This window comes from Pseudomonas sp. NFIX49, from assembly GCF_900115915.1.
Taxonomy (GTDB): Bacteria; Pseudomonadota; Gammaproteobacteria; order Pseudomonadales; family Pseudomonadaceae; genus Aquipseudomonas; species Aquipseudomonas pharyngis.
This window is the reverse complement of sequence record NZ_FOYE01000001.1, coordinates 117,527-142,592: the sequence shown is the minus strand read 5'-3', so window position 1 is coordinate 142,592 and position 25,066 is coordinate 117,527. Positions and strand designations below refer to the sequence as shown.

The window sequence follows — 25,066 nt, the reverse complement described above, 5'->3', positions numbered from 1 at the left end:
TTCGTTCGATCAGCCGCGCGCAATAACCGCTGCGTCAGCTTCGACCTTCTCGGCCGCTTTCTCGCGGATCAGCTTTTCCAGCTCGTCCACCAGATTGTCATTCGTCAGTTTCTGCGACGGCTTGCCGTCGATGTAAATCAGGTTTGGCGTGCCGCCGGTCAAGCCGATATGGGCTTCCTTGGCTTCGCCGGGGCCGTTGACCACGCAACCGATCACCGCGACATCCAGCGGCACCAGCAGGTCTTCAAGGCGCCCTTCCAGCTCGTTCATGGTCTTGACCACATCGAAGTTCTGCCGCGAGCAGCTCGGGCAGGCGATGAAGTTGATGCCACGGGAACGCAGATGCAAAGACTTGAGAATGTCGTAACCGACCTTCACTTCCTCGACCGGGTCGGCCGCCAGCGAGATGCGGATAGTATCGCCAATCCCCTCGGCGAGCAGCATACCTAGGCCCACGGCGGATTTCACTGTACCGGAGCGCAATCCACCGGCTTCGGTGATGCCCAGGTGCAGCGGCTGGACGATTTCCTTGGCCAGCAGGCGGTAGGCTTCAACGGCCATGAACACGTCAGAAGCCTTCACACTGACCTTGAAGTCCTGGAAATTCAGGCGTTCGAGGTGTTCGACGTGACGCAGGGCGGACTCGACCAGCGCAGCTGGCGTCGGCTCGCCGTATTTCTTTTGCAGGTCTTTTTCCAGGGAACCGGCGTTGACGCCGATGCGGATCGGGATCCCGCGGTCACGGGCGGCATCGACCACCGCACGCACACGGTCTTCGCGACCGATGTTGCCCGGGTTGATGCGCAGGCAGTCCACACCCAGTTCGGCCACGCGCAGAGCGATCTTGTAGTCGAAATGGATGTCGGCAACCAACGGCACCTTGACCAGTTGCTTGATCTTGCCGAACGCCTCGGCGGCGTCCATGTCCGGTACCGAAACGCGGACGATATCGACGCCGGCGGCTTCCAGACGATTGATCTGTGCGACGGTGGCAGCGACGTCATTGGTGTCGCTGTTGGTCATGCTCTGCACAGCGATAGGGGCATCGCCGCCCACGGGCACGTTACCGACCCAGATCTTGCGCGATTCGCGACGTTTGATTGGAGATTCGCCGTGCATGACTTATTGACCCAACTTCAGGCGAGCGGTCTCGCCACTGGTGAACGGAGCGACATCGACCGGCTGGCCGTTGTAGCTGACCTGCGCGCCACGGGCAACGCCCAGACGCACGGCAAACGGAGGCTTGCCGACGACAGACAGGCTGTCGCCCTTACGCTTGAGGCCGCTGTACAGCACTTTGCCGCTGCCATCGGTCACTTGAGTCCAGCAATCGGCGATGAACTGCACCTGAACCTGGCCTTGACCTGCAACCGGAGCTACGGGCGCTGTCGGCGCGGGTGCCGCGACGGCCGGAGCTGCCGGGGCAGCAACGGTCGGTGCAGGCGTGGCCGGAGCGGCAGGTGCCGGATTTGCAGGAGCAGCAACCACAGGCGCTGGCGTATGAGCCGGTGCAGCCGGAGTCGCGGCTGGCGCAGCAGGTGCCGGAGCAACCGGTGCGGTCGCAGGAGCTGCGGCCTCGGTCTCGGCGCCGGTCGATTCAGCCGTGGATTCCGATTGAGGCAGTGCCAGAGCGGTCGAGCCCTCGGCTTCGCCTTCCGCGACGGCCTGGTCTTCCGGCTCGTCCAGCGGATGAATCTGGGTGGTGCCGTCGGCGCCTTCGACTTCGACGTGCTCCGGTGCCAGGCCGATCAGGTCCTTGGTACGCAACGAGGTCTGATCCTGCCACCAGACGAAACCGCCGCCGATGACCGCAATCAGCAGCAACAGGCTGACGATACGCAAAATGGTATGGGAAACCCGTACCGGCTCTTCAATACGACCCAGAGCGTGGACGTTGCTGCCTTGGGAGTCAGTGCCGGTGGACTGGTCGAATTGCTGGACCAGAACGGTCTGATCCATGCCGAGCAATTTGGCGTACGCGCGAATGTAGCCGCGAGCGAAGGTATGCCCGGGCAACTTGTCGAATGCGCCGGCTTCAAGATTGCTCAGGGAAGTCACGGTGAGGTTGAGCTTGAGGGCCACTTCGGCCAGCGACCAGCCATTGCTTTCGCGGGCCTGGCGCAGGGTCTCACCGGGGTTAACGCGATTCGCTGCTACAACTTCGGGATGCGCCGCTTTCATCATTGCTCCGACAGGTATTGCTGATATTCCGGCGTACCGGGATAGAGTCGTTTTAATTGCAGGCCCGCACTGGCGGCCTTGTCGCGATCTTCAAATACTTTTGCCAACCGAACGGCGAGCAACAGACTACGTGCATTTTGCTCGGAGAGCTGGCTGAAACGGTCGTAATAGTCACGCGCGGGCACATAATGCCTGTCTTCGAATGACAACTCAGCCATTTCCAGCAATGCCCGTGGCTGCTGACGGTTCAAACGCAGTGCTTTTTCCAGCTGCTGCTGCGCCAGATCACGCTGTCCGAGCTTCGCCGCCGTCATGCCGAGGTTCTCGAACACCCGCGAACGCTCAGGATACAGGGTATCGGCGGCCGCCTGTTCAAAACGCTCGTAGGCTTCCTTGTAACGCTGTTCTTCGTAGAGAAAACTGCCGTAGTTGTTGAGGATGCGCGCATCGGCGGGACGGGAGGACAAGGCTTTGCGAAAGTGTTCGTCAGCAAGCGCAGGTTCCATCTCGGCCTGAAACACCAGCCCCAGCGCGGCATTGGCGTCGGGATCCGAACCGTCCAGCTCCAGGGCTTTCTTCAGTGGAACCTTGGCCCGTTCGGTCATGCCCTGCTGCAAGTATCCCAGCCCCAGCTGCACGTAGGCAGCCCGCGCTTCGTCACGGCCCTTGCTGGTCTTCATCGGGTTGTAATCGCCCGACAGGACACAACCAGCACACAGGCTGGCCAACAGCAACAGCAGCGCAAAGCGCAGGGACATAGAGATCCTCTCTTAGTTAGTGTTCGCGGCGTTCTGTGCCAGATCGCTGTCGGCGCTCAACTCACGCACGGCGATGTAACGTTCGCTGCGACGGGTGCGATCCAGCACCTGCCCTACCAATTGACCACAAGCCGCGTCGATGTCTTCACCACGGGTGGTGCGCACGGTGACGTTGAAACCGGCCTGGTGAAGCTGATCCTGGAACCGGCGGATGGCGTTGTTGCTCGGCCGCTCATACCCGGAATGCGGGAACGGGTTGAACGGAATCAGGTTGATCTTGCATGGAATATCTTTGAGCAGCTCGATCATTTCCACGGCGTGCTCAAGCTTGTCGTTGACGTCCTTGAGCAAGGTGTACTCGATGGTCAGCACACGTTTCTCGCCAAGGGCGGACATGTAGCGCTGGCACGACTCGAGCAGCATCTTAAGCGGATATTTCTTGTTGATCGGCACCAATTGGTTACGCAATGCGTCATTCGGTGCGTGCAGGGACAACGCCAGGGATACGTCGATGTGCTTGGCCAGCTCATCGATCATCGGCACCACACCCGACGTGGACAGGGTCACGCGGCGCTTGGAGATCCCGTAGCCCAGGTCATCCATCATCAGATGCATGGCGGCCACGACGTTATCGAAGTTCAGCAGCGGTTCGCCCATGCCCATCATCACCACGTTGGTGATGGCGCGGTCGATGGTAGCCGGAACACTGCCGAAGGATTTGTTGGCAATCCACACCTGACCGATGACTTCGGCGGCGGTGAGGTTGCTGTTGAAGCCTTGCTTGCCGGTGGAGCAGAAACTGCAGTCCAGGGCACAGCCTGCCTGGGACGAAACGCACAGAGTGCCGCGCTTGCCCTGGGGAATGTAAACGGTCTCGACACAGCTGCCGGACGCCACGCGCACCACCCACTTACGGGTGCCGTCGCTGGAAATGTCCTCGCTGACCACTTCGGGACCACGGACCTCAGCAACAGCCTTGAGCTTTTCGCGCAAGGCCTTGCTGACGTTCGTCATGGCGTCGAAATCATCGACGCCAAAGTGGTGAATCCATTTCATTACCTGACCGGCACGGAAACGCTTCTCCCCGATTGAGTCGAAGAATTTTTCCATTTCCGGCTGGGTCAGACCCAGCAGGTTGGTTTTAACAGTCGATGTCGTCATGGATTCACCTTCACTCTTAAGCCAATGCTTAGCGAGTGGTTACTTCAGTAGCTGCGAAGAAGTAAGCGATTTCGCGAGCAGCAGCGGCTTCGGAGTCCGAACCGTGAACGGCGTTGGCGTCGATCGATTCAGCGAAGTCAGCACGGATGGTGCCTGGAGCAGCTTCTTTAGGGTTGGTAGCGCCCATCAGCTCACGGTTGCGAGCGATGGCGTTTTCGCCTTCCAGAACCTGAACGACAACTGGACCCGAAGTCATGAAGGCAACTAGGTCGCCGAAGAAACCACGAGCGCTGTGCTCAGCGTAGAAGCCTTCGGCTTCGGCTTTGGACAGTTGCTTCAGTTTCGAAGCTACAACGCGCAGGCCAGCGTCTTCGAAGCGAGTGGTGATCTTGCCGATCACGTTTTTAGCAACGGCGTCAGGCTTGATGATGGAGAAAGTACGTTGAACAGCCATGGTGTAACTCCAGAAACGGTAATTTGCGAAAAATTAAACCCGCGAATTATACGCGGGTTCTTGGGTATTGCCTAACCTGCGAGGACGATCAGTCTACTTCTTCGATCCAGAGAGCCTGAACCGCTTCCAACACTTTCTCGCCAACACGGCCAGAGGTGTTATCAAAGTCGGGAAGTTCCATGATCCATCGCTGCAGGTCGACGAAATTGACAGAAAGCGGATCGACATCCGGCTTGGCCTCAGCCAGCTCTTCTGCAATACGTTGAACATCATTCCAACCGTAGCTCATGACAGTCTTACCAGTCAGTGCGGCGCTTCGGCCGCATGGTTAAGCGAATATTTCGGAATTTCGACGGTGATGTCTTCTTCACCGACGATAGCCTGACAAGCCAGGCGCGACTGGGCTTCCAGACCCCAGGCACGATCAAGGAAATCTTCCTCCAACTCGTCGGCTTCTTCCAGCGAGTCGAAACCCTCGCGGATGATGCAGTGACAAGTGGTGCAGGCGCAGACGCCACCGCAGGCGCTTTCCATCTCGATGTGGTGCTCGTGAGCCAGTTCGAGGATCGACGTGCCAGGCGCAGCGTCAACGACCATGCCTTCAGGGCAGAACTTCTCGTGGGGCAGAAAAATGACCTGCGGCATCAGATATCCTCGATTTCATTCAGATTGCGCCCGGACAGAGCGGCTTTCACCGTCTGATCCATACGACGGGCTGCAAAAGCATCGGTCACTTGCGACAGACGCTTGGTCTGCTGCTCGATGGCGTAACCATCGGTACCTTTCATCAGTTCGGTCAGTTCCTGCACTTGCAACTCGATGACCATGCGCTCTTCGGCGTCGAGCAAGCGCTCGCCATCCGCCTCAAGAGCGCCCTGCACCGCTTCGATCAGGCGTTGGGCATCGACCTGCTGCTCGCGAAGAACGCGGGCGACTTTGTCGTCATTGGCGTGCTGGAACGAATCTTTCAGCATCTTGGCGATTTCGCCGTCGGTCAGGCCATAGGACGGCTTGACCTGGATGCTCGCTTCAACGCCCGAACCCAGTTCACGGGCAGAGACGCTGAGCAGGCCGTCGGCATCGACCTGGAAGGTCACGCGAATCTTCGCCGCACCGGCCACCATCGCCGGGATGCCGCGCAATTCGAAGCGAGCCAAGGAACGGCAATCGGAGATCAACTCACGCTCGCCCTGCAGTACGTGGATCGCCATGGCCGACTGGCCGTCTTTATAAGTGGTGAAGTCCTGGGCGCGAGCGACGGGGATGGTGGTGTTGCGCGGAATCACCTTCTCCATCAGGCCGCCCATGGTTTCCAGCCCAAGGGACAGCGGGATCACGTCGAGCAGCAGCAGTTCGCCGCCATCGCGCTTGTTGCCGGCCAGTGTATCGGCCTGGATTGCGGCACCAATGGCCACCACTTGATCCGGGTCGATTTCGGTCAGTGGCTGACGACCGAAGGCTTCGGCGACAGCTTCGCGAACACGTGGAACGCGGGTCGAGCCACCGACCATGACCACGGCGTGCACGTCTTCCAGCTCGACGCCGGAATCACGGACGGCGCGGCGGCAGGCTTTCAGGCTGCGGGCGACCATTGGCTCGATCAGCGCGTCGAAGGCTTCGCGGGTCAGCTGTGCTTTCCAGTCGCCGTAGGCAACTTCAACACTGTCGGCATCCGTCAGGGCTTCTTTGGCTGCGCAGGCGGTTTGCAGCAGGCTGCGCTGTGCGCCCGGATCGAGGTCGGCGGACAAACCGGCGCTCTCGATGATCCAGCCGGCAATCGCATGATCGAAGTCATCGCCGCCCAGCGCGCTATCGCCGCCAGTGGCCAGGACTTCGAAGACGCCGCCAGTCAGGCGCAGAATCGAAATATCGAAGGTACCGCCACCCAGATCGTAAATGGCGACCAGGCCTTCGGCATGCTGATCCAGACCGTATGCCACCGCCGCAGCGGTCGGCTCGTTGAGCAGACGCAACACGTTCAGACCGGCAAGTTTCGCCGCGTCCTTCGTAGCCTGGCGCTGAGCATCGTCGAAATACGCCGGAACGGTGATCACCGCGCCCACCAACTCACCGCCAAGGGTGGCCTCAGCGCGCTGACGCAATACTTTCAAGATATCGGCGGAGACTTCGACCGGGCTTTTAGGGCCCTGCACGGTGTCGATGAACGGCATGTGCGATTCGCCGCCGACAAAGCGGTACGGCAGTTGATCGCCCAATTGCTTGACGTCGGACAGACCACGACCCATCAGGCGCTTGACCGACAGCACGGTATTCAGGGGATCGGAGGATGCGGCCAGCTTGGCTGACTCGCCGACTTCGACGCGATCGGCGTGATAACGCACGGCGGAAGGCAGGATGACCCGCCCTTCGGCGTCGGCCAGCGGCTCGGAAAGACCACTGCGCAACGCAGCGACCAGCGAATTGGTAGTACCCAAGTCGATTCCCACAGCCAGACGACGCTGGTGCGGTTGAGGACTTTGGCCGGGTTCGGCGATCTGCAGTAGGGCCATCGTGATCAGGACTTATCTGTATATCAGGCGTGCGACCGGAGCGGCACTGGGTTAATCGTCGAGGCGCTCTTCTAACTGGCGCACTTCGTAGGTGAGCTTGTCGAGGAACTGCATGCGCCGCATCAGGCGTTCGGCCTGTTCGCGCTGCGCTGCATCATCCCAACAGGCTGCGAAGCTTTCGTTGAGCTCTTCCTGGGCGGTTTTCAGGCGACGCTTGAAAGCCGCGACACCGTCCAGGTCGGCACTGTCCTGCAGATCTTCGAGCTCTTCGCGCCATTGCATCTGCTGCAGAAGAAACTCGGGATCGTGGACAGTGACTTCCATCGGCACTTCATGCCCGCTGATGGTCAGCAGGTAGCGTGCACGCTGGGCCGGACTCTTGAGCGTCTGGTAGGCATCGTTGAGCCGCGCAGACTGCTCGAGCGCCGACCGCTGCTCGCGCTCGGAAGCATCGGCAAAGCGGTCAGGATGAACGGCGCGCGCCAGCTCGCGATAGCGCGTGGCCAACTGCTCAAGATCCAGACGGAAGCCCGGCTGCAACTCGAATAAAGCGAAATGACAAGGAATACCCACGACAAGCCTCAGATGTTGAAGCTTTCGCCGCAGCCACATTCACCGCGTACGTTGGGGTTGTTGAACTTGAAGCCCTCGTTCAACCCTTCCTTGACGAAATCGAGCTCGGTGCCGTCGAGGTAGGCCAGGCTCTTGGGATCGATGATCACTTTCTCGCCGTGACTCTCGAACACCTGATCTTCTGCAACCACCTCGTCGACAAACTCCAGCACGTAGGCAAGGCCGGAACAGCCCGTGGTGCGAACACCCAGACGAATCCCTTCACCCTTGCCGCGCCCATCGAGGGAGCGCCGCACGTGTCGAGCAGCCGCTTCTGTCATGCTGATAGCCATCGTTGACTCCTTACTCGTCGCCAAATCTTGAAAGTCAGATCAAGCCTTTCTTCTGCTTGTAATCGCGAACGGCGGCCTTGATGGCGTCTTCAGCGAGAACCGAGCAGTGGATTTTCACTGGCGGCAGGGCCAGTTCTTCGGCCAGCTGAGTGTTCTTGATGGTTTCAGCTTCGTCCAGGGTCTTGCCCTTCATCCACTCGGTAGCGAGGGAGCTGGAGGCGATAGCCGAACCGCAGCCGTAGGTCTTGAACTTGGCGTCTTCAATAACGCCCTGATCGTTGACCTTGATTTGCAGACGCATCACGTCGCCGCACGCCGGAGCGCCGACCATGCCGGTGCCGACATCAGGATCTTCCGCGTTCATCTTGCCGACGTTGCGCGGGTTTTCGTAGTGGTCGATGACCTTTTCGCTGTAAGCCATGATTCTCAATCCTCACTCATCAGGGCCGCTCTTGAGACCCTGCAACTGCGCTGCGTGAACCGCCGCGTCGCTACAGGATCTGTATCCGGCGGCTTCAATATTTAGTGTGCCGCCCACTCGATCTTCGAGATATCGACGCCGTCTTTGTACATGTCCCACAGCGGCGACAGAGCGCGCAGCTTGGTAACGGCCTCGCAGACTTTCTGCGCGGCGTAGTCGATTTCTTCTTCGGTGGTGAAGCGGCCGAAGGTGAAACGGATCGAGCTGTGTGCCAGTTCGTCGTTGCGGCCCAGGGCGCGCAGCACGTACGAAGGCTCAAGCGACGCCGAGGTGCAGGCCGAACCGGACGAAACCGCCAGATCCTTGAGCGCCATGATCAGCGACTCGCCTTCAACGTAGTTGAAGCTCAGGTTCAGGTTGTGCGGAACGCGGGCGGTCAGGCTGCCGTTGACGTACAGCTCTTCCAGGTGCTCGACCTGCTTGTAGAAGCGGTCGCTTAACGCCTTGATACGGACGTTTTCGGCAGCCATGTCTTCCTTGGCCACACGGAACGCTTCGCCCATGCCGACGATCTGGTGAGTCGCCAGGGTGCCGGAACGCATGCCACGCTCGTGACCGCCGCCGTGCATGGTCGCTTCGATGCGCACACGCGGCTTGCGGCTGACGTACAGCGCGCCGATGCCTTTAGGGCCGTAGGTCTTGTGGGCGGAGAACGACATCATGTCGACTTTCAGTTTCTGCAGGTCGATTTCGACCTTGCCGGTGGACTGAGCGGCGTCGACGTGGAACAGGATGCCTTTGGAACGAAGCAGCTCGCCGATGGCGGCGATGTCGTTGACGGTGCCGATTTCGTTGTTCACGTGCATTACCGACACCAGGATGGTGTCTTCGCGCAGCGCGGCTTCGATCATGGCCGGGGTGATCAGGCCATCTTCGGTCGGATCGAGGTAGGTGACTTCGAAACCTTCACGCTCCAGTTGGCGCATGGTGTCGAGGACAGCCTTGTGCTCGATCTTGGAGGTGATCAGATGCTTGCCCTTGGAGGCGTAGAAATGTGCCGCACCCTTGATTGCCAGGTTGTCGGACTCGGTGGCACCGGAGGTCCAGACGATTTCACGCGGGTCGGCGTTGACCAGATCGGCCACCTGACGACGGGCGTTTTCGACGGACTCTTCGGCTTTCCAGCCGAACACGTGGGAACGGGACGCCGGGTTACCGAAGTTTCCGTCGACCAGCAGGCATTCACTCATTTTTTGCGCAACGCGCGGATCGACCGGGGTGGTCGCAGAGTAATCGAGGTAAATCGGCAATTTCATGGACTATCTCCTAAATCAGGCTGGCTGGCGTGCCGCTAGCTCTCTGGCTGTCATTCGACGGCGGACGCTTCAATCTTGTCCAGGCGCGGCGCCTTGCCATTGCAACGACGCTGATCCTGACGCTGGGCCACTTCCTGCACCTCACGGCGAGTTACGAGGTCGGCCAAGCTGATACCGCTGAGAAATTCGTGAATCTGCAGGCTCAGGTCGCACCACAGGTGATGGGTCAGGCAGGTGTCACCGGAGTGGCAGTCGCCCTGGCCCTGGCATTTTGTTGCATCGACCGATTCGTTCACCGCATCGATCACCTGAGCCACCTGGATGCCCTGCATGTCGCGGGACAACTGGTAGCCACCGCCCGGACCGCGAACGCTGGAAACCAGGTTACTGCGGCGCAGCTTGGCGAAAAGCTGTTCGAGATAGGACAGGGAGATGCCTTGGCGCTCGGAGATATCGGCCAGGGACACCGGCCCGTGTTGCGCGTGCAACGCCAGGTCAAGCATGGCGGTCACGGCGTATCGGCCTTTTGTAGTCAGTCGCATGGACAATTACCACGGAGTTCGGAATGGGCGGGAGTATGCAATTCCCGAGCATTTAAGTCAACTATAAGACCTAGTGCTTTAGTCGGGTTTACCCGCAAAAGAGCGCGCGAATGATAGCAGGGTCTGCGGCCTAATGGCACACCGGTCGGCAGCAGCCCTGCAAGTGCGTCAGTGGAGCTTGGATTCGTCCTTGCCCTTGACGCAGGCGAAGTCTTCCTCACGCAGCTCGGGCAGATCTTTCGCACAGTAATTGCTGCCCAGATCCTTCAGCGCGCCGCACATTCCCTCCAGACGTCCGTCCACCGCTTGCAGGTGATCGAGCAACTGGCCGATGGCGCGCGCCACCGGGTCGGGCATGTCTTCGCTGACGCCATAGGCATCGAAGCCGATCTTCTCGGCCATCGCCTTGCGCTTGGCGTCGGCCTCATCATCGGACTTGACGATGATACGCCCCGGAATCCCCACCACGGTGGCGCCCGGAGGCACTTCCTTGGTGACCACGGCATTGGAACCGACCTTGGCGCCGGCGCCCACAGTGAACGGACCGAGCACCTTCGCGCCCGCCCCCACCACCACGCCATCGCCGAGGGTCGGGTGGCGCTTGCCCTTATTCCAGCTGGTGCCACCCAGAGTCACGCCCTGATAGATCGTCACGTCATCGCCGATTTCAGCGGTTTCTCCGATCACGATGCCCATGCCGTGGTCGATGAAGAAGCGTCGACCGACCTTGGCACCCGGATGGATCTCGATCCCCGTAAGCCAGCGACCGAAGTTCGACACCAGTCGCGCCAGCCATTTCAGATCGTTGCGCCAGAGCATGCCGGCCAGTCGATGAATCCAGATCGCATGCATGCCGGGGTAGCAGGTCAGGACTTCAAAAGCGTTACGCGCCGCCGGGTCTCGGTGGAATACGCTCTGGATATCTTCACGCAAACGCTCGAACATCATTAATCCTTCCGCTTAAGGAGCTCGCCACGGGCCGCTTTCTGGGTTTCCGTGAGGATGCCACGCAAAATATTCATTTCCGCCCGGCTGACCGAGCTGCGTCCATACAACCGGCGCAGGCGCGCCATCAAGTGCCGTGGTTTTTCCGGATCGAGGAATTCGATGGCCACCAGAGTCTGCTCCAGGTGTTCATAGAACCGCTCCAGCTCATCCATGGTCGCAAGCTCTGCGCTTTTCACGGAGGCCACTTCTTCCTTCTCGATCTTGGTCGGCTGACCTTGCGCGGCCAACCACGCCATGCGCACCTCATAACTCAACACCTGCACCGCCGCCCCAAGGTTCAGCGAGCTGAACTCAGGATCGGAGGGAATGTGCACGTGATAGTGACATCGCTGTAGCTCGTCATTGGTCAGGCCGGAATCTTCACGACCGAACACCAGCGCGATTTCCGCGCCCTGCCCGGCCTCCTCGACCACTTTGGTCCCGCACTCGCGCGGATCCAGCAATGGCCAGGGAATGCGCCGGTCACGGGCGCTGGTGCCGAGCACCAGGTTGCAACCGACCAGGGCGTCTTCCAAGGTGGCGACGACTTGCGCGTTTTCAAGGATGTCACCGGCACCGGAAGCACGGGCATCGGCTTCGTGATGCGGAAAGACGCGCGGATCAACCAGCACCAGACGCGACAGGCCCATGTTTTTCATGGCGCGCGCGGTCCCGCCGATGTTTCCCGGATGGCTGGTGTTGACCAGGACGACACGAATATTTTGCAGCACGGCGGGCGCTCTCGGACTCGGCAAAGGGGTGCAAATCTTACAGAACAGCCTACCGTTAAGCTATGAAAGCGAACAGCGACCTTCACCTGAAGAAAAGTTCTGATAGAATGCGCGGCTTTCTTTAACAACCTTAGGTGACACATCCATGCAGCCCATGCTGAATATCGCGCTGCGCGCCGCCCGCAGCGCCAGTGAACTGATCTTCCGCTCCATCGAGCGCCTGGATACCATCAAGGTCGACGAAAAAGACGCCAAGGATTACGTATCCGAGGTCGATCGCGCCGCCGAACAGAAAATCATCGACGCCCTGCGCAAGGCTTACCCGAATCACTCGATCATGGGTGAAGAGACCGGCCTGCACGCCGGCACCGGCATCGAAGGCGAAGAATACCTGTGGATCATCGATCCGCTGGACGGCACCACCAACTTCCTGCGCGGCATTCCTCACTTCGCTGTCAGCATTGCCTGCAAATACCGTGGTCGCCTGGAACACGCCGTCGTTCTGGATCCGGTTCGCCAGGAAGAATTCACCGCCAGCCGTGGTCGCGGCGCTCAACTGAACGGTCGTCGCCTGCGTGTCAGCGGTCGCACCAGCCTGGACGGCGCCCTGCTCGGCACCGGTTTCCCGTTCCGTGACGACCAGATGGACAACCTCGACAACTACCTGGGCATGTTCCGCGCCCTGGTTGGCCAGACTGCCGGCATCCGCCGCGCCGGTTCGGCAAGCCTGGACCTGGCTTACGTAGCCGCCGGCCGTTTCGACGCGTTCTGGGAGTCGGGTCTGTCCGAGTGGGACATGGCCGCTGGCGCCCTGCTGATTCAGGAAGCAGGCGGCCTGGTGAGCGACTTCACCGGCGGTCACGACTTCCTTGAAAAAGGCCACGTCGTTGCCGGCAACACCAAATGCTTCAAGGCAGTTCTGACGGCGATCCAGCCGCACCTGCCGGCCTCGCTGAAGCGCTAAGCGTTTCGCGAAACCAAAAAAAAAACACCCTTCGGGGTGTTTTTTTTATGGGCATGAAAAAGCACCCCGAAGGGTGCTTTTCTTATAAGCCGTCAACCAATCACTGGCCTGGCTCGTTCTGCGACAGGATCAGCTTGCCTTCCTTGTCGACCGGGATCTGGTTGCCCGGATCACGATCCATCCGCACCTTGCCTTCCTTCCCATCCAGCGAATACCGGACGTCGTAGCCCACAACCTTGTCGCTGATGTCATTCACCGTGTTACAGCGAGTCTGAGTCGTGGTGTAGGTATCACGCTCCTGCATACCCTCCTGAACCTTGTTGCCGGCGTAACCACCACCGACCGCACCGGCCACCGTGGCAATCTTCTTGCCCGTGCCGCCGCCGATCTGATTACCCAGCAGACCACCTGCCAGCGCACCGACCACGGTGCCGGCAATCTGGTGTTGATCTTTCACCGGCGCCTGCCGGGTCACTGTCACATCCTTGCACACTTCACGTGGAGTCTTGATCTGTGTTTTGACCGGTTCTACGGCCAGCACTTGCGCATACTCAGGGCCGCTTTTAACCAGGCTGTAGGTGGCAACAGCGCCCCCGGCAGTCACACCGACAGCACCCAATACCGCACCAACCAGCAACGACTTGTTCACATGAACCTCCTGACCATCACATGCGGGACGCGCCCGCGCTTCTCCCAGCCTTGGAGCAAAAAAAAAGACGCGAGTTCAACTCGCGTCTTTTTTGACTGACCGCCGGGAAAACGATGGCCGTTATGGACGGTCGTCGACTTCCTTCTCGGTGTTGACCGGCGGAATCAGGTCTTCCGTCGACAGGTTCAGCCAGATCAGCACCACGTTGGCGATGTAGATCGACGAGTAGGTACCCGCCAGAACACCCACCAGCAGCGCCAGGGAGAAGCCGTACAGATTGTCACCGCCGAAGAACAGCAGTGCCGCGATCGCCAGCAAGGTCGAAACCGAGGTCGCGATGGTCCGCAGCAGGGTCTGGGTGGTCGAGATGTTGATGTTCTCGATCAACGTAGCCTTGCGCAGTACGCGGAAGTTCTCACGCACCCGGTCGAACACGACGATGGTGTCGTTGAGCGAGTAACCGATGATCGCCAGTACCGCCGCCAGCACCGTCAGGTCGAAGGTGATCTGGAAGAACGACAGGATACCCACGGTCACGATCACGTCGTGGATCAGCGACACGATGGCGCCGACCGCAAACTTCCACTGAAAGCGGAAAGCCAGGTAGATCAGGATGCCACCGAGCGCCAGCAGCATGCCGAGGCCACCCTGGTCGCGCAACTCTTCACCGACCTGCGGGCCGACGAACTCGACGCGCTTGACGGTCGCCGGGTTGTCGCCACCGACTTTCTGCAGCGCATCCGCCACCTGATGGCCCAGCTGCGGGTCTTCACCCGGCATGCGCACCAGCAGATCGGTGGTCGCGCCGAAGTTCTGCACCACGGCTTCGTGATAACCGGAAGAAACCAGTTGCTCGCGCACCTTGGTGACATCGGCCGGACGCTCGTAGGTCAGCTCGATGAGCGTACCGCCGGTGAAGTCCAGACCCCAGTTCATGCCCTTGTGGAACACACTGAAGATTGCCAGCAAGGTCAGGAATACGGTGACGCCGAACGCAAAGTTGCGGACGCCCATGAAGTTGATTGTACGTAACATGGCAGCCCCTTAAATCCACAACTTCTTGAAGTCACGACCGCCGAAGATCAGATTGACCATCGCGCGGGTGACCATGATGGCCGTGAACATCGAAGTCAGAACCCCGAGGGACATGGTGACTGCGAAGCCCTTCACCGGGCCGGTGCCCATGGCGAAGAGAATACCGCCGACCAGCAAGGTGGTCAGGTTGGCGTCGAGAATCGCAGTGAATGCCCGACCGAAGCCTTCGTTGATTGCACGCTGCACGGTCATGCCGGCGGCGATCTCTTCACGAATCCGCGAGAAGATCAGTACGTTGGCGTCGACCGCCATACCCATGGTCAACACGATACCGGCGATACCCGGCAGGGTCAGCGTGGCGCCCAGCAGCGACATCAGCGCCAGCAGCAGCACCATGTTCACCGCCAGTGCGACGGTGGCGATCAGGCCGAAGAAACGGTAGATGGCGATGATGAACAGCGAGACGAACAGCATGCCCCACAGCGATGCATCGATACCCTTGGTGATGTTGTCCGCACCGAGGCTCGGGCCGATGGTGCGCTCTTCAGCGAAGTACATCGGAGCAGCCAGACCACCGGCACGCAGCAGCAGCGCCAGCTCGGACGACTCGCCCTGGCCGTTCAGGCCGGTGATACGGAACTGCGCACCCAGCGGCGACTGAATGGTCGCCAGGCTGATGATCTTCTTCTCTTCCTTGAAGGTCTGCACCGCGACGTCTTTCTCGACGCCGTCGACCACTTGTTTGGTGTAAGTGGTGACCGGACGCTGCTCGATGAAGATCACCGCCATGCTGCGACCGACGTTGCTGCGGGTCGCGCGGCTCATCAGCTCGCCACCGTGACCATCCAGACGGATGTTCACTTCAGGGGTGCCGTGCTCGCCGAAACCGGCCTTGGCGTCAGTCACCTGGTCACCGGTGATGATCAGACCACGCTCGATCTGCGCCGGAGGACGGTTGCCCTCACGGAACTCAAAGGTCTCGGAAGTGGCTTTCGAAGCGCCCGGCTCTGCTGCCAGACGGAACTCGAGGTTGGCCGTCTTGCCGAGGATACGCTTGGCTTCGGCAGTGTCCTGCACGCCCGGCAGCTCAACCACGATACGGTTGGCACCCTGACGCTGGACGATTGGCTCGGCAACACCCAGCTCATTGACGCGGTTACGTACCGTGGTCAAGTTCTGCTTGATGGAGTATTCACGGATTTCCGCCAGCTTGGCCGGGGTCATCGCCAGACGCAGCACCGGTTGACCGTTGAGGTCGGCCGGAACAATGTCGAAATCGTTGAAATTCTTGCGGATCAGCGCACGGGCCTGTTCGCGGGAGTCAGCATCGCTGAAGCCCAGCTGAATGGCGCCATTGAGTTGCGGCAGGCTGCGATAACGCAGTTTCTCTTTGCGCAACAGGCTCTTGACGTCGCCTTCGTAGACTTTCAGGCGGGCGTCGAGCGCTTTGTCCATGTCCACTTCCAGCAGGAAGTGCACACCACCGGACAAGTCCAGACCCAGTTTCATCGGGTGCGCGGCCACGCTGCGCAGCCATTGCGGGGTGGTTTGTGCCAGGTTCAGCGCGACGACGTAGTCATCACCCAATGCCTTGCGGACAACGTCTTTGGCCGGCAGTTGGTCTTCAGCCTTGGTCAGACGGATCAGACCGCCCTTGCCGTTCGCAGCCAGGCTCGAAGCCTTGACGTTGATCCCGGATTCCTTGAGCGCGGTGCTTACGCGATCCAGATCGGCCTGGTTGACCTGCAGGGCCGTGCTGGCGCCGCTGATCTGAATGGCCGGGTCATCGGGGTATAGATTCGGAGCGGAATAAATCAGACCGATCGCCAGCACCGCCAGGATCAGAATGTATTTCCACAGAGGATATTTGTTCAGCATCACGCCGCCCGTTATGAACGCGGGGCGCCTTGCGCGCCCCGTCGATTGAGTAGAAGTTGGAACCTTAGATCGCTTTCAGCGTGCCTTTTGGCAGCGTGGCGGCGATGGCGCCCTTCTGGAACTTCATTTCCACGGTGTCGGAAACTTCCAGAACCACGAAGTCATCGGCCACTTTGGTGATCTTGCCGGCGATGCCGCCGGTGGTGACCACTTCGTCGCCCTTCTGCAGGCTGCTCAGCAGGTTCTTCTGCTCTTTGGCGCGCTTGGCCTGTGGACGCCAGATCATCAGGTAGAAGATGACCAGAAAGCCCACCAGGAAAATCCACTCGAAGCCGCCGCCCATAGGCGCTGCAGCCGGTGCAGCCGCGTCAGCCATGGCATTAGAGATAAAAAAGCTCATTTAGCACTCCAGTTGCAAATGTTGAATCTTGGGGTCAGAAAACTCAGTCCAAAGGCGGAACGGGAAGCCCGCGTTTGGCGTAGAAGGCATCGACAAAGGCGGCCAATGTACCCTGTTGAATAGCCTCGCGCAAACCAGCCATCAGCACCTGATAATGGCGCAAATTGTGGATGGTATTGAGCATACTGCCGAGCATTTCGCCGCACTTGTCCAGATGATGCAGATAAGCGCGGGAGAAGTTCTGGCAGGTATAGCAATCGCAGGTCGGATCCAGCGGCGAATCATCATGGCGATGGAACGCGTTACGGATCTTCAGCACGCCTGTATCAATGAACAGATGCCCATTGCGGGCATTACGGGTTGGCATCACGCAATCGAACATGTCCACACCGCGGCGCACACCCTCAACCAGATCTTCCGGTTTGCCAACGCCCATAAGGTAACGAGGTTTGTCAGCCGGCATCATGCCCGGCAGGTAGTCCAGCACCTTGATCATTTCATGCTTGGGTTCGCCCACCGACAGACCGCCGATGGCCAGGCCATCGAAGCCAATCTTGTCCAGGCCTTCCAGCGAGCGCATGCGAAGGTCCTGGTGCATGCCGCCCTGGACGATGCCGAACAGCGCCGCCGTGTTGTCGCCATGGGCATTCTTCGAACGCTGAGCCCAGCGCAGCGACAGCTCCATGGACACACGGGCCACGTCTTCGTCAGCCGGGTACGGGGTGCATTCGTCGAAGATCATCACGATGTCCGAGCCCAGGTCGCGCTGGACCTGCATCGACTCTTCCGGGCCCATGAACACTTTCGAGCCGTCGACCGGGGAGGCGAAGGTCACGCCCTCCTCCTTGATCTTGCGCATGGCGCCGAGGCTGAACACCTGGAAACCGCCGGAGTCGGTCAGGATCGGGCCTTTCCACTGCATGAAATCGTGCAGGTCGCCGTGTTCCTTGATCACTTCGGTACCCGGGCGCAGCCACAGGTGGAAGGTGTTGCCCAGAATGATCTCCGCGCCGGTGGCGACGATGTCACGCGGCAACATGCCCTTGACCGTGCCGTAAGTGCCCACCGGCATGAAGGCCGGGGTCTCGACGGTGCCACGAGGGAAGGTCAGACGACCACGACGAGCCTTGCCATCGGTGGCAAGCAACTCGAAAGACATACGACAGGTGCGACTCATACTGTTTCCTCTGGGCCGCGCGGCGCGGGATTACGGGTGATGAACATCGCATCACCGTAGCTGAAAAAGCGGTATCCGTTATCGACCGCGGCTTTGTAGGCAGCCATGGTTTCCGGATAACCGGCGAAGGCCGAAACCAGCATCAACAGCGTGGATTCAGGCAAATGGAAATTGGTGACCAGCGCATCGACCACATGGAACGGCCGGCCCGGGAAGATAAAGATGTCGGTGTCGCCGCTGAACGGTTTAAGTACGCCATCGCGGGCGGCGCTTTCCAGCGAACGCACGCTGGTGGTGCCGACAGCGATGACTCGACCGCCGCGCTCACGGCAAGCGGCGACTGCATCGACCACGTCCTGACCGACTTCCAGCCACTCGGTGTGCATGTGGTGATCTTCGATCTTCTCGACACGCACCGGCTGGAAGGTGCCGGCGCCAACGTGCAGCGTGACGAACGCAGTCTCGACGCCCTTGGCGGCGATCGCCTCCATCAGCGTCTGATCGAAATGCAGCCCGGCAGTCGGCGCCGCCACCGCGCCGAGCTTCTCGGCATACACGGTCTGATAGCGCTCGCGATCCGAACCTTCATCCGGGCGGTCTATATAAGGAGGCAACGGCATGTGCCCGACGCGATCAAGCAGCGGCAGCACTTCTTCGGCAAACCCCAGCTCGAACAGCGCATCGTGACGCGCCAGCATCTCGGCTTCACCACCGCCGTCGATCAGGATCTTCGAACCCGGCTTCGGCGACTTGCTGGAACGCACATGGGCCAGCACGCGGTGGGAATCGAGCACGCGTTCGATGAGGATTTCCAGCTTGCCGCCGGAGGCCTTCTGCCCGAACAGGCGCGCCGGAATCACCCGGGTATTGTTGAACACCATCAGATCGCCGGGGCGCAAATGCTCCAGCAGATCAGTGAATTGACGGTGTGCCAGGGCGCCGCTGACCCCATCCAGGGTCAACAGGCGACTACCGCGACGCTCGGCCAAAGGATGGCGGGCAATCAGCGAATCAGGAAGCTCGAAGGTAAAGTCAGCAACGCGCATGATGGGGTTCGTCTAGCAGGGCCGGAAAGTCTAGCGGAAATATCGAAAATTGACCATGAAACGTGATTGACCAACGGTAGGCACCTCTCTATACTTCGCCGCCATTGAGCCCTGATGGCGGAATTGGTAGACGCGGCGGATTCAAAATCCGTTTTCGAAAGGAGTGGGAGTTCGAGTCTCCCTCGGGGCACCAAAATTAGAAAAGGTCTTGCTTAGCAAGGCCTTTTTTTTCGTCTGTCGGAAAGTGCCGCTGGCCCTCCGGCGAGATCTCACACAGGTTCACCCCATGGAAACGTCACTGGAAACCGTCGCCCTGTTCTCCCTCAAACTCGCGTATGAGGAAGAAGACCTGAGCCCGATTCTGCGCGATGACATGGTCATGGGCGACTATCAGAAAGACGTGTTCGAACTGCTGGTGCGCCGGGGTGATGTCGAGACGATCCAGTTCAAGATGAATGAGTGCCTGGCGCTGGCGATGGATGCCCTGGGCGGTTTGGAAAAGCCGTTGGGGCGGGAGTTGCACAAACTGTCCGCCGATTTCAACCAGGCACGTTCGATGGAGCAGTTGGACGCACCGCTCCTTGCACTCAAGGGCTATTTGAAAGACGTACTGTAAGGCCTTACAGAAATGCCGGCAGTGGCATCTGGCACTTCAGTTGGGGAGGATGAAGATAGTGGCGCCATGATACTATTTTGCTATCTTGCGACCTTATTGAAAATAGAGGCACTGACGTCCTCTCAAGTGAAATGTCTTTCAGGAAAAAGATCGCAATGGACGCTTGGCTTTTCATGTTTGTCCACGTTGTGACCTGGATCTGGGTCGTGGGCGAAAGGGGCCGCTGGAATTTGCTGGTAGCGAACTGCGCCGGCTTCATCAGCGGCTGGATCGTAGGCTGGGTGTTTGTGATCCTGTACCAGTGGATCTTCGCTGGCGCGAATATGGCGATGCCACCGATTCCGGCGCGCAGCCTGCTGATTGTGATGAGCGGCGCGGGAGCACTGGTCGGCATGTGGATGTGGGCCGCACAGCTCAAGCGACCTGAGTCCAGTCTGCTCCGTCATCTGATCGGGGCTGTCTATGGGACCGCGGCGGGAGCTATTGCCCTGCTACTGACCACCCGACTTATCTATCCAGGCGCTTGACTGAATATCCATGCCATGGAGTAACGATCGACGCGTTGATGGCGCGATGCACCAGGTTTGGTATCTTGACGCCCCCGTCGTGTTCCGGGTTTTGCGAAAGGTTAAAAGGAAAGGATCGAATGGAGTTTCTGCGTTTTCTGGCATTTGTCGCGGCCTGGGGTTTCATGTGGCGCTGGGTGGTGAAAAACCGCGGCAGCTGGAATCTGTTTTACGCCAACCTGGTCGGTGTCGCGGGCGGTTTCATTGTTTCGATGGTGGTGCTGGCGATCACTTTTTCACTGTTCCCGTCGGCGCATCGCTACGACGCCGCGCAGACTGAAAACGTCGTGGCACAGCAGGAAGCCGAGCCGACCTCGTTGCTGCCGGAGGCCGAGGCGGTTGCAAGCCCTGCTGCGCAGAAAGATGCGCCGGTGTTTGCCGCTATCGAGCCGGACAACAAGCCCTCTCCAGCGGATTCCGCGTTGTTGCCGAACTATGCCAGTCGCGCGCCGAAGTCGATGTCGGTGCAATCCGTGATCGACCAGAGTGATGATGAGGGGCGCAAGGCCCTGACGGCGCTGAGCAAAAAACTGCGCGCCGACGCCCAGGGCGACAAGTCGATGCTCGCGTATGTCATGTGCAGCCCGTTCGTGACCAGCACCTTGCGCTTCCCCGCCTCTGCCCGGTTTGCTGACAGCAAAAGCCTCACGCCGCAGCGCTTCAAGGATCAGGTTTACTCCTTCAGCAACACCGTCACCGCGCGGAACATGAATGGCGACGATGTGACGTACCGCTTCGACTGTTCCGTACAGGAACAGCCAAGCGTCGACGCGACACCTGCCGAATGGCGCCTGTTGGCGCTGAAGCTGGAAAAAACAGGCTCTTAAGCCTGATTTAAGGGTTCGAGGCGCCGGCTGCGCTATCATCGCCGGCCTGTGCGCCTTGAGCTTTTCCCCCGATGCCTCCGACACCTGATGACCTGAGCCCGTTGCCCGCTGTTCTGGCCGGGCCACTGCTGCGCCGGCTGGAACCAACGCGCTTAGTGCTTTGGCTGGTGGGCAGCCGCGAGCTGTCGTTGACCTTGCGTCTGCAAGGCGTAGGAGACATTCCACTGGATGCCGGGAAATGCACGGTCATTCCGGTAGGCACCCGGGCGTTTGTTCACCTGATCGACGTTCCGCTGGAAACCGCCCTGCCCTGCGACACCCGCATCGACTACGACCTGTTGATCGATGGCCAGCAGCCGATCGCCGACTGGGCGCCGCACCTGCTCTACGACAACGCCACCAGCCCGAACTTCGTCCTGCGCTCGCGCATTGACCAGTTGCTCCACGGTTCCTGCCGCAAGCCCCATCATCCGGCCGCCGACGGTTTGCTTTGCGTTGACCGGTTACTGGCCGCTGAAACCGATCCGCAGCAACGCCCAGCGCTGTTGATGATGAGCGGTGATCAGGTTTACGCCGACGATGTGGCCGGTCCGATGTTGCGGGCGATTCATGCCTTGATCGAGCGCCTCGGTCTGTTCGGTGAACACCTCGAAGGCGCGGTGGTCAGCGACAGCGCGAAGCTTTACGAACACCCCGCCAGCTACTACCACCGCGCGGATTTACTGCCGGCACTCGAGAGCAACGAGACACTGCGCGAGCGTTTCTTCGGCGGTGCACGCAAGCCGATTTTCACCAGCAGCAGCGCCGACAATCACCTCGTGACGTTTGCCGAAGTCATGGCTATGTATTTGCTGGTGTGGTCGCCTACGCCCTGGGCACTGGTCAATCCGCAGCCGCCAGCACTGACGCCTGACCGCCTCAAGCGCTATGCCCTCGAACAGACCCGCATCGACGGGTTCAAGGCCGGCCTCGGCCAGGTGGCCCGGGCCTTGGCGCATTTGCCGAGCCTGATGATCTTCGATGACCACGACATCACCGACGACTGGAACCTGTCCGCACAATGGGAGGAAACGGCCTACGGCCACCCATTCTCCAAACGCATCATCGGCAACGCGCTGATCGCCTACATGCTGTGTCAGGGCTGGGGCAACAATCCGGATGCATTCAGCGCAGTGCTGGAGAAAACCCGCGGCCTGAGCGCCAGCGGTGACGATCACTATCTCGACGCTCCCGTGCAGGACGAATTGATTGAGGAACTGCTGCGCTTTCAACAATGGCATTTCGTCTTGCCGACCAGCCCGGCGCTGGTGGTGCTCGACACTCGCACCCGACGCTGGCGCAGCGAAATGGCGCTCAAGCAACCGTCGGGTTTGCTGGACTGGGAAGCCTTGAGCGAACTGCAGCAGGAACTGCTCGACCATCCTTCAGCGATCATCGTTTCGCCGGCACCGATCTTCGGCGTGAAGCTGATCGAAACCGTGCAGCGAGTATTCAGCTGGTGCGGTTATCCGCTGCTGGTGGACGCGGAAAACTGGATGGCCCATCGCGGCGCGGCCCAGGTGATCCTGAACATTTTCCGACACTCGCGTACACCGGGCAGTTACGTGGTGCTGTCAGGCGACGTGCATTATTCCTTCGTCTACGAAGTCCTGATCCGACACCGCAAGGCCGGCCCGCGCATCTGGCAGATAACCAGCAGCGGCATCAAGAACGAATTCCCGCCTACCCTGCTGGAATGGTTCGACCGTCTCAACCGCTGGCTCTATTCACCGCGCTCGCCACTCAACTGGCTGACCAAACGCCGCAGCATGCGCATCGTCCCGTACGTGCCGGAACACGCCGAAGCGGGTGAACGGTTGTGGAACTCGGCGGGGATTGGTCAGGTGTTTTTCAATCAACAGGGGCAGCCGAAAGACATCATCCAGCACAACTCGAATGGCGCACCGAAGACCCGGATGCTGGCGCCGGATTTGTCGGACTACCCTGATTAGAAAAATCTCACGTAGACCGTGAGAGGGATCGCAGGCTCGTCGGAATCAGCTTACAGAAGACCCAGAAACGTCTCGACGAGACTTCGGTGATACTCAGCACACCGCAGGCAGCCCGTCTGTGGCACAACCACTGATAGGTATCGCCTTGTCATCCTGTACTCATTTCTGTACGTTCTTTGCATCAAGCGAGGACTACAACATGGACACTATCAACTACACCACAGCTCGTGCGCACTTGGCTGAAACCATGGATCGCGTGAATGAAGATTGCGCCCCACTTCTGGTAACCCGCCAAAAAGGCGAGCCTGTAGTGATGATGTCTCTGGCCGAATACAACGCGCTGGAAGAAACGGCTTATCTGCTGCGTTCTCCGGCCAATGCCGAGCGCTTGATCAAATCAATTGGCGAAATGCGCGCTGGAAAAGCCAAAGTCAGGCAACTGATTGAAGAATGAAAATCCAGTTCACGCCAACGGGCTGGGAAGACTACTTATGGTTTCAACAAAACGATAAGGCCGGTCTCAAACGAATCAATCTTTTGATCAAAGCGATCCAGCGCCAACCCTTTGAAGGCTTGGGCAAACCGGAGCCGCTCAAGCACAACATGAGCGGCTTCTGGTCACGGCGGATAACTGCCGAGCATCGCTTGGTCTACGCGATCGTAGACGGCGAAATCTGCGTCATAACTTGCAGATTTCACTACTGACCGAGGGATCAGACATGGCTCAGGGAACGGCCAACCCCTCTGACAATCATCCCCACCTCCCGCTCATCAATCGTCAGCGGCGGCAGTAGCCGGATCGTCTTGCCCCGAGTGACGTTGATCAGCAGTCCATGATCCCGTGCAGCAATCAATGTCAGGTCGCGGACCGGCTGTTTCAGTTCGATGCCGATCATCAGCCCTTGCCCACGAATCGCCAGCACATTCGGATTGTCCGCCAGCTCTGCGCGCAAGCGGGTCAGCAGGCGCTCGCCCTGGACCCTGGCATTTTCCAGCAGGCCTTGTTCCTCGATAATCTCGAGCACGGTGCAACCCACCCGGCACGCCAATGGATTGCCGCCGAAGGTGCTGCCATGGCTGCCGGGGGTGAACAGATCCGCCGCCCGGCCCCGTGCCAGGCAGGCGCCGATCGGCACGCCGTTGCCCAGGCCCTTGGCGAGGGTCATGACGTCGGGAACGATGCCTTCGTGCTGGAATGCAAACCAGCGGCCGGTACGGCCGATACCGGTCTGGATTTCGTCGAGCATCAGCAGCCAGGCGTGGCGGTTGCACAACTCGCGCAGGGCCTTGAGGTAGCCGGGCGGTGCCAGTTGCACGCCGCTTTCACCCTGAATCGGCTCGACCAGAATCGCCACGATCCGCTGGCCATGCTTGCGCTGCACCTGCTCCAGCGCTTGAAGATCGCCGAACGGCACTTTGACGAAATCCCCGGGCAACTCATTGAAGCCCAGGCGCACCGCCGGGCCATCGCTGGCGGACAAGGTGCCGAGGGTACGCCCGTGAAACGCGTTGGCCATCACCACCACCAGCGGCTGCTCGATGCCTTTGCGCCAGCCGTAAAGGCGCGCCAGTTTCAGTGCGGTTTCATTGGCCTCGGCACCGGAGTTGTTGAAGAACGCCCGCTCCATCCCCGCCAGCCGCGTCAGCTTCTGCGCCAGCGATTGTTGCCAGTCGATGCTGTAGAGATTGGAAGTGTGCAGCAGCAAACCCGCCTGCTCGCTGATCGCCGACACGATGCGCGGGTGCGAGTGGCCGACATTGGTCACCGCCACGCCTGCCACCGCGTCCAGATACTCGCGGCCCGCCTGATCCCACAGTCGGGTGCCCAGGCCTTTGATGAAGCTCAGGTCCAGCGGTTGATAGGTGTTCATCAGGGCGGCGGTCATGTCGGCAAACTCCAGCGAGGTGAGAGGTGCTGGCAGTATGGTTATCCACCTGAACTGGATAAACT

The 25,066-nt window shown here is 59.9% G+C and carries 29 protein-coding genes and 1 tRNA gene; 8 read left to right on the top strand and 22 right to left on the bottom strand.

Annotated features, from left to right (window positions below; translation table 11 throughout):
• Positions 1-9: 9 nt before the first annotated feature.
• The 15 genes from ispG to trmJ form a co-directional block, all read right to left on the bottom strand.
• A complete protein-coding gene (gene ispG / locus BMZ46_RS00755) occupies positions 10-1,119 on the bottom strand; it encodes a flavodoxin-dependent (E)-4-hydroxy-3-methylbut-2-enyl-diphosphate synthase (RefSeq protein WP_007956680.1) in 1,110 nt (369 codons plus the stop codon).
• Positions 1,120-1,122: 3 nt separating this feature from the next.
• On the bottom strand, positions 1,123-2,181 hold the full coding sequence (locus BMZ46_RS00750) for a RodZ domain-containing protein (protein WP_074691026.1): 1,059 nt from the start codon (positions 2,179-2,181) through the stop codon (positions 1,123-1,125).
• Positions 2,181-2,939: a type IV pilus biogenesis/stability protein PilW gene (gene pilW / locus BMZ46_RS00745; RefSeq protein ID WP_007956682.1), complete on the bottom strand. Its 759-nt coding sequence runs from the start codon at positions 2,937-2,939 to the stop codon at positions 2,181-2,183. Before pilW ends, BMZ46_RS00750 begins: the two co-directional genes overlap by 1 nt.
• A gap of 12 nt (positions 2,940-2,951) precedes the next feature.
• On the bottom strand, positions 2,952-4,100 hold the full coding sequence (rlmN, locus tag BMZ46_RS00740) for a dual-specificity RNA methyltransferase RlmN (RefSeq protein WP_007964428.1): 1,149 nt from the start codon (positions 4,098-4,100) through the stop codon (positions 2,952-2,954).
• Positions 4,101-4,128: 28 nt separating this feature from the next.
• Positions 4,129-4,554: a nucleoside-diphosphate kinase gene (gene ndk / locus BMZ46_RS00735; RefSeq protein ID WP_039765715.1), complete on the bottom strand. Its 426-nt coding sequence runs from the start codon at positions 4,552-4,554 to the stop codon at positions 4,129-4,131.
• 88 nt (positions 4,555-4,642) lie between these two features.
• Positions 4,643-4,843 (bottom strand): Fe-S cluster assembly protein IscX, encoded by a 201-nt coding sequence (gene iscX, locus BMZ46_RS00730; RefSeq protein WP_027619659.1) that lies wholly within the window; start codon positions 4,841-4,843, stop codon positions 4,643-4,645.
• 14 nt (positions 4,844-4,857) lie between these two features.
• Positions 4,858-5,199, bottom strand: coding sequence for an ISC system 2Fe-2S type ferredoxin (gene fdx, locus BMZ46_RS00725; protein ID WP_007956685.1), 342 nt, complete (start codon positions 5,197-5,199; stop codon positions 4,858-4,860).
• On the bottom strand, positions 5,199-7,064 hold the full coding sequence (gene hscA / locus BMZ46_RS00720) for a Fe-S protein assembly chaperone HscA (RefSeq protein WP_074691025.1): 1,866 nt from the start codon (positions 7,062-7,064) through the stop codon (positions 5,199-5,201). The genes fdx and hscA overlap by 1 nt, the downstream gene beginning before the upstream one ends.
• A 51-nt stretch (positions 7,065-7,115) precedes the next feature.
• Positions 7,116-7,637, bottom strand: coding sequence for a co-chaperone HscB (hscB, locus tag BMZ46_RS00715; protein WP_039765708.1), 522 nt, complete (start codon positions 7,635-7,637; stop codon positions 7,116-7,118).
• 8 nt (positions 7,638-7,645) lie between these two features.
• Positions 7,646-7,969 carry an iron-sulfur cluster assembly protein IscA gene (gene iscA, locus BMZ46_RS00710; RefSeq protein ID WP_003227904.1) on the bottom strand — a complete coding sequence of 108 codons (324 nt, stop codon included), beginning with the start codon at positions 7,967-7,969 and terminating at the stop codon, positions 7,646-7,648.
• A gap of 34 nt (positions 7,970-8,003) precedes the next feature.
• Positions 8,004-8,390 (bottom strand): Fe-S cluster assembly scaffold IscU, encoded by a 387-nt coding sequence (gene iscU, locus BMZ46_RS00705; RefSeq protein WP_003227907.1) that lies wholly within the window; start codon positions 8,388-8,390, stop codon positions 8,004-8,006.
• A gap of 101 nt (positions 8,391-8,491) precedes the next feature.
• A complete protein-coding gene (locus BMZ46_RS00700; RefSeq protein WP_007956689.1) occupies positions 8,492-9,706 on the bottom strand; it encodes an IscS subfamily cysteine desulfurase in 1,215 nt (404 codons plus the stop codon).
• 50 nt (positions 9,707-9,756) lie between these two features.
• On the bottom strand, positions 9,757-10,248 hold the full coding sequence (gene iscR, locus BMZ46_RS00695; protein ID WP_007956690.1) for a Fe-S cluster assembly transcriptional regulator IscR: 492 nt from the start codon (positions 10,246-10,248) through the stop codon (positions 9,757-9,759).
• 168 nt (positions 10,249-10,416) lie between these two features.
• A complete protein-coding gene (cysE, locus tag BMZ46_RS00690) occupies positions 10,417-11,193 on the bottom strand; it encodes a serine O-acetyltransferase (protein ID WP_007956691.1) in 777 nt (258 codons plus the stop codon).
• A 2-nt stretch (positions 11,194-11,195) separates the two neighbouring features.
• Entirely contained in the window at positions 11,196-11,966 is a 771-nt protein-coding gene (gene trmJ, locus BMZ46_RS00685) for a tRNA (cytosine(32)/uridine(32)-2'-O)-methyltransferase TrmJ (RefSeq protein WP_007956692.1), read from the bottom strand.
• A gap of 145 nt (positions 11,967-12,111) precedes the next feature.
• On the opposite strand from trmJ, the gene suhB reads away from it, so the two are divergent.
• The gene (suhB, locus tag BMZ46_RS00680) at positions 12,112-12,930 is read left to right on the top strand and encodes a type III secretion system regulator SuhB (RefSeq protein ID WP_007941397.1); all 819 of its coding nucleotides are present in this window, start codon (positions 12,112-12,114) and stop codon (positions 12,928-12,930) included.
• A 100-nt stretch (positions 12,931-13,030) separates the two neighbouring features.
• On the opposite strand, the gene BMZ46_RS00675 is transcribed toward suhB, so the two are convergent.
• From BMZ46_RS00675 to queA, 6 genes are all read right to left on the bottom strand, one after another.
• On the bottom strand, positions 13,031-13,579 hold the full coding sequence (locus BMZ46_RS00675) for a glycine zipper 2TM domain-containing protein (RefSeq protein ID WP_007956693.1): 549 nt from the start codon (positions 13,577-13,579) through the stop codon (positions 13,031-13,033).
• Positions 13,580-13,699: 120 nt separating this feature from the next.
• The gene (gene secF / locus BMZ46_RS00670) at positions 13,700-14,614 is read right to left on the bottom strand and encodes a protein translocase subunit SecF (RefSeq protein ID WP_039765696.1); all 915 of its coding nucleotides are present in this window, start codon (positions 14,612-14,614) and stop codon (positions 13,700-13,702) included.
• Positions 14,615-14,623: 9 nt separating this feature from the next.
• Positions 14,624-16,492 (bottom strand): protein translocase subunit SecD, encoded by a 1,869-nt coding sequence (gene secD / locus BMZ46_RS00665; protein WP_039765691.1) that lies wholly within the window; start codon positions 16,490-16,492, stop codon positions 14,624-14,626.
• 64 nt (positions 16,493-16,556) lie between these two features.
• Complete coding sequence (yajC, locus tag BMZ46_RS00660) at positions 16,557-16,892, bottom strand: preprotein translocase subunit YajC (RefSeq protein WP_007956696.1); 336 nt, start codon at positions 16,890-16,892, stop codon at positions 16,557-16,559.
• A 43-nt stretch (positions 16,893-16,935) separates the two neighbouring features.
• Positions 16,936-18,051 (bottom strand): tRNA guanosine(34) transglycosylase Tgt, encoded by a 1,116-nt coding sequence (gene tgt / locus BMZ46_RS00655; RefSeq protein WP_161794909.1) that lies wholly within the window; start codon positions 18,049-18,051, stop codon positions 16,936-16,938.
• Between the two features lie 14 nt (positions 18,052-18,065).
• Positions 18,066-19,115, bottom strand: a complete 1,050-nt coding sequence (queA, locus tag BMZ46_RS00650) for a tRNA preQ1(34) S-adenosylmethionine ribosyltransferase-isomerase QueA (RefSeq protein WP_074691024.1) — start codon at positions 19,113-19,115, stop codon at positions 18,066-18,068.
• 108 nt (positions 19,116-19,223) lie between these two features.
• Between queA and BMZ46_RS00645 the strand changes: the two genes are divergently transcribed.
• The 7 genes from BMZ46_RS00645 to BMZ46_RS00615 all read left to right on the top strand — a co-directional run bounded on the left by BMZ46_RS00645 (position 19,224) and on the right by BMZ46_RS00615 (position 23,820).
• Positions 19,224-19,308, top strand: a tRNA-Leu gene (locus BMZ46_RS00645).
• Positions 19,309-19,401: 93 nt separating this feature from the next.
• Positions 19,402-19,731 (top strand): hypothetical protein, encoded by a 330-nt coding sequence (locus BMZ46_RS00640; RefSeq protein WP_074691023.1) that lies wholly within the window; start codon positions 19,402-19,404, stop codon positions 19,729-19,731.
• Positions 19,732-19,886: 155 nt separating this feature from the next.
• The gene (locus tag BMZ46_RS00635; protein ID WP_074691022.1) at positions 19,887-20,258 is read left to right on the top strand and encodes a hypothetical protein; all 372 of its coding nucleotides are present in this window, start codon (positions 19,887-19,889) and stop codon (positions 20,256-20,258) included.
• Between the two features lie 119 nt (positions 20,259-20,377).
• Positions 20,378-21,124 carry a hypothetical protein gene (locus BMZ46_RS00630; protein WP_074691021.1) on the top strand — a complete coding sequence of 249 codons (747 nt, stop codon included), beginning with the start codon at positions 20,378-20,380 and terminating at the stop codon, positions 21,122-21,124.
• 71 nt (positions 21,125-21,195) lie between these two features.
• Positions 21,196-23,115, top strand: a complete 1,920-nt coding sequence (locus tag BMZ46_RS00625) for an alkaline phosphatase D family protein (protein WP_074691020.1) — start codon at positions 21,196-21,198, stop codon at positions 23,113-23,115.
• A gap of 199 nt (positions 23,116-23,314) precedes the next feature.
• On the top strand, positions 23,315-23,569 hold the full coding sequence (locus tag BMZ46_RS00620) for a type II toxin-antitoxin system Phd/YefM family antitoxin (protein WP_039765667.1): 255 nt from the start codon (positions 23,315-23,317) through the stop codon (positions 23,567-23,569).
• Entirely contained in the window at positions 23,566-23,820 is a 255-nt protein-coding gene (locus tag BMZ46_RS00615; RefSeq protein WP_011335833.1) for a Txe/YoeB family addiction module toxin, read from the top strand. The genes BMZ46_RS00620 and BMZ46_RS00615 overlap by 4 nt, the downstream gene beginning before the upstream one ends.
• Positions 23,821-23,828: 8 nt before the next feature.
• Here BMZ46_RS00615 and BMZ46_RS00610 read toward each other — a convergent pair whose 3' ends face one another.
• Positions 23,829-25,001 carry an aspartate aminotransferase family protein gene (locus tag BMZ46_RS00610; RefSeq protein ID WP_074691019.1) on the bottom strand — a complete coding sequence of 391 codons (1,173 nt, stop codon included), beginning with the start codon at positions 24,999-25,001 and terminating at the stop codon, positions 23,829-23,831.
• Positions 25,002-25,066: the final 65 nt, after the last annotated feature.